The sequence below is a fragment of the Sulfitobacter sp. genome, from assembly GCF_041552635.1.
Classification (GTDB): Bacteria; Pseudomonadota; Alphaproteobacteria; order Rhodobacterales; family Rhodobacteraceae; genus Sulfitobacter.
The window spans coordinates 1-11,166 of record NZ_JBFEKM010000136.1 but is presented as its reverse complement, the minus strand read 5'-3'; the positions used below and the strand labels follow the sequence as shown (position 1 = coordinate 11,166).

The window sequence follows — 11,166 nt, the reverse complement described above, 5'->3', positions numbered from 1 at the left end:
TCTGGCTATGTCGGCACGGCCGCAATCGAAGACATCGATACCGCGCAGTCGATCATGTTGATCGGCACGAACCCTGCGGTCGAAGCCCCCGTTCTTAACGCGCGCATCCGCAAGGCTTGGTCGCGCGGTGCCGATATTGGCGTTGTTGGGCCAGCGGCAGACCTGACCTATGAGCACGCCCATTTGGGTGACGGTCCATCTGTTCTAACCGACCTGTTGGCGCGCGATCACACTGAGGTTGCCGATAAGAACTCCCTTATCATCGTTGGCATGGGCGCACTGGCCCGCGAAGACGGTGCTGCGGTCCTGGCTGCTGCAATGGCGTTGGCTGATTCAACAAAATCCGGTTTCATGGTCCTGCATACGGCAGCTGGCCGTGTTGGCGCGATGGACATCGGTGCCACGGCTGACAGCGGCATCGCGGATGTGCTTTCCGCTGACGTTATCTATAACCTTGGCGCGGACGAGGGGGATATTCCTGCCGGACCTTTCGTTATTTACCAAGGCTCGCATGGAGATCGCGGTGCGCACCGCGCCGATATCATTCTGCCCGGTGCTGCCTATACCGAAGAAGCAGGGTTATTCGTCAATACGGAAGGGCGTCCCCAATTGGCCGCCCGTGCTAGCTTTGCACCCGGTCAGGCCAAGGAAAACTGGGCCATCCTGCGCGCCTTGAGCGCGGAACTGGGTGCAACCCTGCCGTTTGATTCGCTTGCCGCGCTACGTAAGGCGCTGGTCAGCGACGTGCCGCATTTGGGGGATGTCGATCAGGTTGCCGAAAATGACTGGCAGGCACCCGCGCAATCTAAAATGGGGGATGCCGCATTCCAGCCTGCAATCGCGGATTTTTACCTGTCAAACCCCATCGCCCGCGCAAGCCAGCTGATGGCAGAGCTTTCGCAGAATGCCAAAGCCCGCCTAGAAAAACCATTGGCGGCGGAGTGAGAGTTTTGGGGATGATGTTTCCTTTGGCCTTGGCGGGATGCGATATGCGCGCCCCTTTGGCTGACGATTTCATTCCCGACTACCAGGGCGTAGAAACCAAGCTGCTGGACGGGGATCTTGTCCAGTTTAACGTGGCCATGACCAAGGCGCTTTCGTCTGAAAATGTGGCGGATTATGCAGAATGTGCGGCGGCGCGGTATACTTTGATCCGGGGTTTCGGATTTGCCCGTCACGTGCGCACAAATGTTGAGATCGTGGGTGGCGTCTGGCGCGCAGATGCTGTTTACACCATCTCGCCAAGCCTGCCACGGGGCTTGAAGACAATTGATGCCGAAGTCACCGTGCAAAACTGCATGGAACGCGGCATACCGACGGTGTGAGGACCTATGGCTGAATTCTTTAACACTCCTGGCGGCATTGCCGTTCTGATCTTGGCGCAGACCCTTGCGGTTGTGGCCTTTGTGATGATCTCGCTGCTGTTTTTGGTCTATGGCGACCGTAAAATCTGGGCTGCGGTTCAGTTGCGGCGCGGTCCCAACGTGGTGGGGACATTCGGCCTGCTGCAAACGGTGGCTGACGCGCTGAAATATGTCGTCAAAGAGGTGGTCATCCCTGCGGGTGCAGACCGGACCGTTTTCATGTTGGCACCGCTCACGTCCTTTGTTCTGGCGATGCTGGCTTGGGCCGTTATCCCGTTTAACGACGGTTGGGTCCTCAGCAATATCAACGTGGCGATCCTGTTTGTCTTCGCCGTTTCCTCGCTCGAGGTGTATGGCGTCATAATGGGGGGGTGGGCGTCGAACTCGAAATACCCTTTCCTCGGCTCACTCCGGTCTGCCGCTCAGATGATTTCATACGAGGTATCGCTGGGCTTGATCATCATCGGTGTGATCATTTCGTCTGGATCGTTGAATTTCAGCGGGATTGTCGCCGCACAATCAGGACCTTACGGTTTCTTTAGCTGGTACTGGTTGCCGCATTTCCCGATGGTGTTCCTGTTCTTCATCTCGGCACTGGCCGAAACAAATCGCCCGCCCTTTGACCTTCCCGAAGCTGAATCTGAACTGGTTGCCGGCTATCAGGTAGAATATTCGGCGACGCCGTTCCTGTTGTTCATGGCAGGAGAATATATCGCGATCTTCTTGATGTGCGCGCTGATGTCCCTGATGTTCTTTGGTGGTTGGCTGTCCCCGATCCCCGGCCTGCCTGATGGCGTGCTTTGGATGGTTGGCAAGATGGCGATCTTCTTTTTCCTCTTCGCGATGGTCAAGGCGATCACGCCGCGCTACCGCTATGACCAATTGATGCGCTTGGGTTGGAAAGTTTTCCTGCCGTTCTCGCTGGTCTGGGTTGTTTTCGTGGCATTCGCAGCAAAATTCGACTGGTTCTGGGGCGCGTATGCCCGCTGGGGCATGGGAGGCTGATATGGCTAACATCGACTATACCCGTCACGCTAAATACTTCCTGTTGCAGGATTTTTACCAAGGCATGAAGCTGGGGTTCAAATATTTCTTCGCCCCCAAAGCGACGCTGAACTACCCGCATGAAAAGGGGCCTTTGTCGCCACGTTTTCGCGGTGAACACGCGCTGCGCCGCTATGCAAATGGCGAGGAACGCTGCATCGCGTGCAAGCTGTGCGAAGCGGTTTGCCCTGCCCAAGCGATCACCATCGACGCGGAACCGCGCGATGACGGCAGCCGCCGCACGACACGCTATGACATCGACATGACCAAATGCATCTACTGTGGTTTCTGCCAAGAAGCCTGCCCCGTAGATGCCATTGTCGAAGGCCCGAATTTCGAATTTTCCACCGAAACACGGGAAGAGCTGTACTACGACAAAGCCAAGCTTCTGGAAAACGGTGACCGTTGGGAAGCCGAAATTGCACGTAATCTTGAGATGGATGCACCCTACAGATGACCGACACGCCAAACCCTTTTGAAGTGATGATGCGGCAGATGCAGGAGGCGGCCAAGGCCTTTCCGGCGATGGATGCCTTTTCGCCAAAAGGGTTTGAGGCGATGATGGGCAAGATGCCCAAGGACATGATGGAAACGTTTTTCGGCAATACGATGAACCCCAACGGGTTGGATGCCAAAACGCGGTTGCTGCTGACGATTGCGGGGCTGACCATGCAGGGTGCCCAAAACGATGTAGCGCTTAGGCAGGCTGTGGTCCATGCGATCGAGGCCGGCGCGCACAAGCAGCAAGTGATTGAAACGATCGGGCAGATGGCGGTTTTTGCCGGTATTCCCGCAATGACCTTGGCGATGCAGATTGCGCAGGGCGTGTTGGATGACAAGGAAGGTGACGCATGAGCGTTTTTGCATTTTACCTCTTCGCGATTTGCGTGATCGCGGGCGGACTTTTCACTGTAATCAGCCGCAATCCTGTGCATTCGGTGCTTTGGCTGATCCTCTCCTTTCTCAGTGCGGCGGGTCTGTTCGTCTTGTTGAATGCTGAATTCGTCGCGATGCTTTTGATCATCGTCTACGTGGGCGCTGTCGCGGTTTTGTTCCTGTTCGTCGTTATGATGTTGGACGTCGATTTCGCTGAGTTGAAGGCCGAGATGGCGCGCTATATGCCGCTGGCCTTGCTGATCGGCCTGATTATCCTGATGCAGTTTGTCATGGCCTTTGGTGCATGGGACGCAAACGCCGCCGCCGATGGGCTGCGGGCACATGTTGTGAATAACGATGTACAGAATACAGCTGCTTTGGGTCTGATCTTGTACGACGGGTATTTCTTGTTGTTCCAACTGTCTGGGCTGATCTTGCTGGTTGCAATGATTGGGGCCATTGTCCTGACCCTGCGGCACCGCCCCGATGTTAAACGTCAGGATGTGGTTGCCCAGATGATGCGTGATCCGAAATTGGCGATGAAGTTGAACGATGTGAAACCGGGGCAGGGCCTTTAAGGGTCTCTTGGGATATCAAAGATAGCCTGTTGGCAAGGGGAAATGGTGCGGCGCGGTGGCCCGCAACATCTTTGGACAAAAGGCGGGATCTGGGTGGAAACCTTGGGTGCCAAAGACTAAAGAACGCCTGAAACGGGCACAGAACCGAGGGACGACATGATCGGAATTGAACATTACCTGACGGTGGCGGCGACGCTGTTTGTCATTGGCATTTTCGGGCTATTCCTGAACCGCAAGAACATCATCATCATGTTGATGTCGATCGAATTGATGCTTTTGGCGGTGAACATCAACTTTGTGGCGTTCTCGCATTATCTGGGCGATCTGGTGGGCCAGGTGTTCACTTTGTTCGTTCTAACTGTCGCCGCCGCCGAGGCTGCGATCGGTCTGGCCATTCTGGTCTGCTTCTTCCGCAATCGGGGTACGATTGCAGTTGAAGATGTCAACGTGATGAAGGGCTAAGATCATGGAAAGCATCATTCTTTTCGCGCCACTTGTCGGCGCATTGATCACTGGTTTTGGCTGGAAACTTATCGGGGAAAAGCCTGCTCAGTGGTTTGCAACGGGCATGTTGTTTTTGTCGGCATTTCTAAGCTGGATCGTGTTCCTCACCTTCGACGGTGTCACCGAGCATATCCAACTGCTGCGCTGGATCGAAAGTGGAAGCCTGTCCACCGACTGGGCCATTCGCATGGACCGTCTGACGGCCATTATGTTGATCGTCATCACCACGGTGTCGAGCCTCGTGCATCTTTATTCATTCGGCTACATGGCCCATGACGATAATTTCAAAGACAACGAACCTTATCGCGCGCGGTTCTTTGCCTACCTGTCCTTCTTTACCTTTGCGATGTTGATGCTGGTGACAGCAGATAACCTTGTGCAGATGTTCTTTGGCTGGGAAGGCGTGGGGGTCGCGTCCTATTTGCTGATCGGTTTTTATTACAAGAAACCCTCGGCCAATGCGGCGGCGATCAAGGCATTCGTGGTTAACCGCGTCGGCGACTTTGGCTTTGCACTGGGTATTTTTGCGCTTTTCTACCTGACCGACAGCATCAAGTTTGACGATGTTTTCGATGCTGTGCCCGCACTTGCAGACACGACGTTGCAGTTCCTGTGGTCTGAGTGGAATGCGGCCAATCTGATTGCCTTCTTGTTGTTCGTTGGTGCGATGGGGAAATCGGCACAGCTGTTCTTGCACACGTGGTTGCCCGACGCGATGGAAGGTCCGACCCCTGTGTCTGCCCTGATCCACGCAGCGACGATGGTTACGGCGGGTGTCTTCCTGGTCTGCCGCATGTCACCGCTGATGGAATTTGCACCCGAAGCGATGATGTTCGTGACCTTCCTTGGTGCGACCACTGCATTTGTCGCGGCCACGATCGGTTTGGTCCAGAACGATATCAAACGGGTGATCGCCTATTCTACAATGTCCCAGCTCGGCTATATGTTCGTCGCCGCAGGCGTTGGCATGTACTCCGCTGCGATGTTCCACCTTTTGACCCATGCATTTTTCAAAGCGATGCTGTTCTTGGGGGCCGGATCGGTCATCCACGCCATGCATCACGAGCAGGACATGACCAACTACGGCGGTCTGCGTAAGAAAATTCCCTATACGTTCTGGGCGATGATGATCGGTACACTGGCCATCACAGGTGTCGGTATCCCGTTGACGCATATCGGTTTTGCAGGATTTTTGTCCAAGGATGCGATCATCGAGAGCGCTTGGGCAGGCGGGTCGACCTACGGGTTCTGGATGCTTGTTATTGCCGCCGCGATGACTAGTTTTTACAGTTGGCGCTTGATGTTCATGACCTTCTTTGGCACGCCGCGTGGCGACAAGCACACGCACGAGCATGCCCATGAAAGCCCGATGGTAATGCTGGTGCCCCTCGGCGTACTGAGCATTGGCGCGGTTTTCTCGGGGATGGTGTTTTACAATAGCTTCTTTGGCCACGCCGAAGATGTTGGGAAGTTTTACGGCATCCCGATGACGGAAATGGCCGCTGCCGGGGATGCCAAAGTTGAGGGCGCAGAAGATGGTCATGGTGCTGCCGCTTCCGACCAGACCCACGGGGCCGCCGCTTCTGATGCAGGCCACGGTGATGACGCACATCACGGGCCCAGCTTTGCCGGTAACCCCGGTGATGGCGCGATATATTTCGGGGCCGACAATACGGTGCTGGAAGACGCGCATGCAGTACATTGGCTGGTCAAGGTCAGCCCTTTTATTGCGATGCTCGGCGGGTTGTTGATGGCACTTTGGTTTTATGTGTGGAACCCGACATTGCCTGCTCGCCTCGCGGCAAACCAACGTCCTTTGTATCTGTTCTTGTTGAATAAATGGTATTTCGACGAGATTTATAACGTCATATTCGTCAAACCCGCTTCTGCCATTGGTCGCTTCTTTTGGAAACGCGGCGACGGGGATGTTATTGACGGCACGCTCAATGGCATCGCCATGGGCATCATCCCGTTCCTCACGCGCCTCGCAGGACGTGCGCAATCGGGCTACATCTTTACCTATGCCTTCGCCATGGTAATCGGAATTGCGGTTCTGGTGACTTGGATGACGTTGAGCGGAGGGGCAAACTAATGGATCATCACTTGCTTTCCATCATCACTTTTATGCCGAGCTTTGCGGCACTGATCCTGGCTGTGTTCCTGCGCGGCGACGACGCAGCGTCGGCACGCAATGCAAAATGGCTGGCGTTGATCACCACTACGGTCACATTCCTGATCTCGCTGTTCATTTTGTTTGATTTTGATCCCTCCGATACTGGCTTCCAGTTTGTTGACGAGGCGTCTTGGATCATGGGTCTACGCTATCGCATGGGGGTTGACGGCATATCCATCCTGTTTGTGATGTTGACCACATTCATGATGCCGTTGGTGATTGCGGCCAGTTGGAACGTGACCACACGGGTCAAGGAATACATGATCGCATTCTTGCTGCTTGAAACACTGATGCTTGGCGTGTTCATGGCGCTGGATCTGGTGCTGTTCTATTTGTTCTTCGAGGCAGGCCTTATCCCGATGTTCTTGATCATCGGCATCTGGGGCGGGGCCAATCGCATTTACGCTAGTTTCAAGTTCTTTTTGTACACATTCTTGGGCTCGGTGCTGATGTTAGTGGCCATGGTCGCCATGTACGCGGACGCCGGGACAACCTGTATCGGTGGCTGCGAAGTCAGTCTTTTGACAAATACTTTCGCGTCCGAGACATTTGAAATTGCGGGCATATCTATTGTGGGTGGCATGCAAACCCTGATGTTCCTCGCCTTTTTCGCAAGCTTTGCTGTGAAGATGCCAATGTGGCCGGTCCACACTTGGTTGCCAGACGCCCACGTGCAGGCCCCGACGGCCGGTTCCGTGGTGCTGGCTGCAATCTTGCTGAAAATGGGTGGTTACGGCTTCTTGCGCTTTTCGCTGCCGATGTTCCCGGTGGGGTCCGATGTTCTAGCGCCATGGGTGTTGTGGATGTCTGCAATAGCAATTGTCTATACTTCACTGGTCGCACTGGTGCAGCAGGACATGAAAAAGCTGATTGCTTATTCTTCAGTGGCGCACATGGGTTTCGTGACCATGGGGATCTTTACCTTCAACCAACAGGGCCTTGACGGGGCGATTTTCCAGATGGTCAGCCACGGCTTTATCTCGGCTGCGCTGTTTTTGTGTGTTGGCGTAATCTATGACCGGATGCACACCCGCGAGATTGACGCATACGGTGGTCTCGTAAACCGGATGCCCGCATATGCGTTGGTGTTCATGTTCTTTACCATGGCAAATGTTGGCCTGCCGGGCACGTCCGGGTTCGTCGGGGAATTTCTGACCTTGATGGCGATCTTTCAAGTCAACACATGGGTGGCAGCGGTCGCAACTACGGGGGTCATCTTTTCGGCGGCCTATGCGTTGTGGCTGTACCGCCGTGTTGTGATGGGCGATCTGATCAAGGAAAGCCTGAAGACCATTACGGACATGTCCGGTCGCGAGCGTTGGATTTTCGCCCCCTTGGTAGCGATGACTCTTCTGTTGGGCATCTACCCTGCCTTGGTTCTAGATATTATCGGGCCGTCGGTGACCGCCCTTGTTGCAAGCTATGATACGGCCCTGGAGGCGGCAGGAGCCGCTGTCCAGATGGCCTCAGAATAAAGGACCGCGCGATGATTTCCGCTGATCTGAATGTCATCCTGCCAGAAATCGTGCTGTCGCTGTTTGCGATAATCGCGTTGCTGGGGGCGGTTTACACATCCAAGGACGGCATGGCCGGATTGCTGGTCTGGGCCACATCCGGTGTTATGATCCTGCTTGCGATCTGGATCGGCATGACCGGGACAGGCGAGGCACGTATCGCATTTAACGGCTTGTTCATCGAAGACAGCTTCGCGCGGTTTGCCAAGGTTATTATCTTGTTGAGCGCCGCAGCAGTATTGATGATGTCCGAAGGGTACATGAAGTCGCGTGACCTGTTGCGGTTTGAATACCCGGTGCTCGTCGCGTTGAGCGTTGTGGGCATGATGATGATGGTCAGTGCAGGTGACCTCATGTCACTTTATATGGGGTTGGAACTGCAATCCTTGGCGCTTTATGTCGTTGCATCCTTGCGTCGTGACAGTGTGAAATCGACTGAGGCCGGCCTGAAATATTTCGTTCTGGGCGCGTTGTCATCGGGTCTGCTGCTGTATGGCGCTTCGTTGGTCTATGGCTATGCGGGGACAACCCAGTTTGCTGGCATCATGTCGGTCACCAAATCTGGCGAGACGTCCATAGGTTTGTTGTTCGGGATTGTCTTGTTGGTGTCGGGCTTGGCGTTCAAGGTGTCTGCAGTGCCGTTTCACATGTGGACTCCGGATGTTTACGAAGGTGCGCCGACACCGGTCACGGCCTTTTTTGCGACGGCACCAAAAGTCGCTGCCATGGGCCTGTTTGCGCGCGTTATGCATGATGCCTTTGGGAATGCGGTAGCAGACTGGAGCCAAGTCGTTGCGTTGCTGTCTGCCTTGTCGATGTTTCTTGGCGCGATTGCGGCGATTGGTCAGACTAATATCAAACGGCTTATGGCCTATTCGTCGATTGCCCACATGGGATACGCGTTGATCGGTCTTGCCGCTGGTACGGCCTTTGGTGTCAAGGCGATGCTCGTTTACATGGCGATTTACGTGACCATGAACATCGGCACATTTGCGTTCATTCTGAGCATGCAAAAGGACGGTCAGCCGGTTACGGATATCTCGGCGCTGAACATGTTCTCAAAGCGCAATCCGGGCAAAGCACTTGCGATGCTGGTGTTGCTGTTCTCGCTTGCCGGTGTGCCGCCGATGCTGGGCTTTTTCGCAAAGTTTGGCGTGTGGCAGGCTGGTGTTGATGCTGGCCTCGTTTGGTTGGTTGCTGCAAGTGCTGTCGCCTCGGCGATCGGTGCTTATTATTATCTGCGGATCGTGTTCTTGATGTATTTCGGTGCTGAGGGCGAGGACCGTCTGGATGGTAGTAAAAGTGGTTTGCTGACGGCGATGCTGGTCGCTTCGGCGGTTATCATGGTGGTGGGCGTTGCGACACTTTTCGGGGTCGAGGGTGCAGCGACGGCGGCAGCGGCGGCGCTGGTAAACTGATCCGATGGTGGACCCCGTGAGCGATGGAGCCTCCGGCGGGGATATTTTTAAGCCAGAGAAGCAGGGTGCGTCGTGGCCTGAGGGCTATGGGCGGCTTGTTTTCGAAAGTCTTGATTCAACGTTGAGCGAGGCGGCGCGCCGTGCGCCTGATCTGACGGGACCGGTCTGGATTCTGGCGGACGAGCAGACGGCAGCGCGCGGGAGACGAGGGCGTTCATGGGCGACGCCAAAGGGTAACTTTGCAGCGACGTTGATGATGCGCCGAGAGGAATCCCCCGGGATCGCAGCCTTGCGCAGCTTCATAGCGTCGCTCGCCTTGCGGCGGGCTTTTGTTCGGGTAACGGGCGACGAAGGGGCGTTTGCCTTGAAGTGGCCCAATGATGTCTTGTTGAACGGTGGCAAGGTCGCTGGCATTCTGCTTGAAACGATTGACGATCATTTGGCGATAGGGATCGGTGTGAACCTTGCCCATGCACCTGGGGCTGATCAGGTCGAAGCAGGGGCCCTACGGCCCGTTTCCCTGGTTGGCGAAACAGGTATCGCTGTGTCGACATCTTCGTTTCTTGATGCATTAGCTGCTGAGTACGCGCCGTTAGAGACGCAATTTCGGACCTATGGCTTTGCGCCGATCCGGACTGCGTGGCTGGCGCATGCTGCGCGGTTGGGCGAGGAAATCATAGCGAGAACCATGCGCGACGAGACGCGGGGCATCTTTGAGGATGTGGATGAAAGTGGCAGTTTGATTTTGCGCACGCCAAAGGGCCGGGTACCAGTCACCGCTGCGGATGTATTTTTCTAGAGCCTGATGGAGGGCCGACCATGCTTTTGGCGATTGATTGCGGTAACACGAATACGGTTTTTTCGATATGGGACGGGACGCAGTTCATTGGGACGTGGCGTACCTCCACTGAATGGCAGCGTACGGCGGATCAATATTATGTCTGGCTAAGCACGCTGATGCGGTTCCAGAAAGTCGAGGCGGACATCACCGATGTGATCATCAGTTCCACGGTGCCACGGGTGGTGTTCAATCTGCGCGTCTTGGCTGATCGCTATTTTCACACCCGACCTATTGTTGTTGGCAAACCCGAGTGCAATCTGCCGGTGGATGTGCGCGTGGACGCGGGCACGGCTGTGGGGCCTGATCGTTTGGTGAACACGGTTGCGGGGTTTGACCTGTTTGGCGGTGACCTGATTGTGGTCGATTTCGGGACGGCGACGACCTTTGATGTTGTGGCATCTGACGGGGCCTATATTGGCGGCGTGATTGCGCCCGGCGTAAACTTGAGCCTTGAGGCATTGCATAATGCGGCGGCGGCCTTACCTCATGTAGACATTTCGAAACCGCAGGCGGTGATTGGCACAAATACCGTGGCCTGCATACAATCGGGTATTTTTTGGGGTTATGTCGGGCTCGTTCGTGAGATATGTGCGCGGATAAAGGCGGAGCGTGAGCGCGAAATGCGTGTGATCGCCACCGGCGGGCTGGCCCCGTTGTTTCAACAGGCAGTGGACCTGTTCGATGCCTACCAAGATGATCTGACAATGCACGGGTTGACCGTGATTTATAATTATAACAAGGACACCGCTTAATCATATGAGCAGCGAAAGATTGATCTATCTGCCCCTCGGTGGGGCAGGTGAAATTGGCATGAATGCCTATGTTTATGGCTATGGGAAACCCGGCAAGGAACG

12 protein-coding genes are annotated in these 11,166 nt (G+C 55.2%); all 12 read left to right on the top strand.

The window, feature by feature from the left end:
- On the top strand, positions 1-945 hold a 945-nt coding region (locus ABYT07_RS15155), incomplete at its 5' end, for a molybdopterin-dependent oxidoreductase (RefSeq protein ID WP_372992880.1).
- 11 nt (positions 946-956) lie between these two features.
- Complete coding sequence (locus tag ABYT07_RS15150; RefSeq protein WP_372992879.1) at positions 957-1,325, top strand: hypothetical protein; 369 nt, start codon at positions 957-959, stop codon at positions 1,323-1,325.
- Between the two features lie 6 nt (positions 1,326-1,331).
- Positions 1,332-2,369 (top strand): NADH-quinone oxidoreductase subunit NuoH, encoded by a 1,038-nt coding sequence (gene nuoH, locus ABYT07_RS15145; RefSeq protein ID WP_008227949.1) that lies wholly within the window; start codon positions 1,332-1,334, stop codon positions 2,367-2,369.
- A 1-nt stretch (position 2,370) separates the two neighbouring features.
- The gene (gene nuoI, locus ABYT07_RS15140; RefSeq protein ID WP_372992878.1) at positions 2,371-2,865 is read left to right on the top strand and encodes an NADH-quinone oxidoreductase subunit NuoI; all 495 of its coding nucleotides are present in this window, start codon (positions 2,371-2,373) and stop codon (positions 2,863-2,865) included.
- Entirely contained in the window at positions 2,862-3,263 is a 402-nt protein-coding gene (locus ABYT07_RS15135) for a carboxymuconolactone decarboxylase family protein (RefSeq protein WP_372992877.1), read from the top strand. Before nuoI ends, ABYT07_RS15135 begins: the two co-directional genes overlap by 4 nt.
- On the top strand, positions 3,260-3,862 hold the full coding sequence (locus ABYT07_RS15130; protein ID WP_372992876.1) for an NADH-quinone oxidoreductase subunit J: 603 nt from the start codon (positions 3,260-3,262) through the stop codon (positions 3,860-3,862). Before ABYT07_RS15135 ends, ABYT07_RS15130 begins: the two co-directional genes overlap by 4 nt.
- 156 nt (positions 3,863-4,018) lie before the next feature.
- A complete protein-coding gene (gene nuoK / locus ABYT07_RS15125; protein ID WP_372992875.1) occupies positions 4,019-4,324 on the top strand; it encodes an NADH-quinone oxidoreductase subunit NuoK in 306 nt (101 codons plus the stop codon).
- A gap of 4 nt (positions 4,325-4,328) precedes the next feature.
- Entirely contained in the window at positions 4,329-6,458 is a 2,130-nt protein-coding gene (nuoL, locus tag ABYT07_RS15120; protein WP_372992874.1) for an NADH-quinone oxidoreductase subunit L, read from the top strand.
- The gene (locus tag ABYT07_RS15115) at positions 6,458-8,014 is read left to right on the top strand and encodes an NADH-quinone oxidoreductase subunit M (RefSeq protein WP_372992873.1); all 1,557 of its coding nucleotides are present in this window, start codon (positions 6,458-6,460) and stop codon (positions 8,012-8,014) included. The genes nuoL and ABYT07_RS15115 overlap by 1 nt, the downstream gene beginning before the upstream one ends.
- An 11-nt stretch (positions 8,015-8,025) precedes the next feature.
- Positions 8,026-9,471, top strand: coding sequence for an NADH-quinone oxidoreductase subunit NuoN (gene nuoN, locus ABYT07_RS15110; RefSeq protein WP_372992872.1), 1,446 nt, complete (start codon positions 8,026-8,028; stop codon positions 9,469-9,471).
- A 16-nt stretch (positions 9,472-9,487) separates the two neighbouring features.
- Entirely contained in the window at positions 9,488-10,270 is a 783-nt protein-coding gene (locus tag ABYT07_RS15105) for a biotin--[acetyl-CoA-carboxylase] ligase (RefSeq protein ID WP_372992871.1), read from the top strand.
- Between the two features lie 20 nt (positions 10,271-10,290).
- The gene (locus ABYT07_RS15100; protein ID WP_372992870.1) at positions 10,291-11,064 is read left to right on the top strand and encodes a type III pantothenate kinase; all 774 of its coding nucleotides are present in this window, start codon (positions 10,291-10,293) and stop codon (positions 11,062-11,064) included.
- Positions 11,065-11,166 lie beyond the last annotated feature (102 nt).

What these genes read in the sequence shown, in the direction of transcription:
- ABYT07_RS15150 (WP_372992879.1), top strand. Translation starts at nt 957, where the DNA reads ATGATGTTTCCTTTGGCCTTGGCGGGATGCGATATGCGCGCCCCTTTG.
- nuoH (WP_008227949.1), top strand. Translation starts at nt 1,332, where the DNA reads ATGGCTGAATTCTTTAACACTCCTGGCGGCATTGCCGTTCTGATCTTG.
- nuoI (WP_372992878.1), top strand. Translation starts at nt 2,371, where the DNA reads ATGGCTAACATCGACTATACCCGTCACGCTAAATACTTCCTGTTGCAG.
- ABYT07_RS15135 (WP_372992877.1), top strand. Translation starts at nt 2,862, where the DNA reads ATGACCGACACGCCAAACCCTTTTGAAGTGATGATGCGGCAGATGCAG.
- ABYT07_RS15130 (WP_372992876.1), top strand. Translation starts at nt 3,260, where the DNA reads ATGAGCGTTTTTGCATTTTACCTCTTCGCGATTTGCGTGATCGCGGGC.
- nuoK (WP_372992875.1), top strand. Translation starts at nt 4,019, where the DNA reads ATGATCGGAATTGAACATTACCTGACGGTGGCGGCGACGCTGTTTGTC.
- nuoL (WP_372992874.1), top strand. Translation starts at nt 4,329, where the DNA reads ATGGAAAGCATCATTCTTTTCGCGCCACTTGTCGGCGCATTGATCACT.
- ABYT07_RS15115 (WP_372992873.1), top strand. Translation starts at nt 6,458, where the DNA reads ATGGATCATCACTTGCTTTCCATCATCACTTTTATGCCGAGCTTTGCG.
- nuoN (WP_372992872.1), top strand. Translation starts at nt 8,026, where the DNA reads ATGATTTCCGCTGATCTGAATGTCATCCTGCCAGAAATCGTGCTGTCG.
- ABYT07_RS15100 (WP_372992870.1), top strand. Translation starts at nt 10,291, where the DNA reads ATGCTTTTGGCGATTGATTGCGGTAACACGAATACGGTTTTTTCGATA.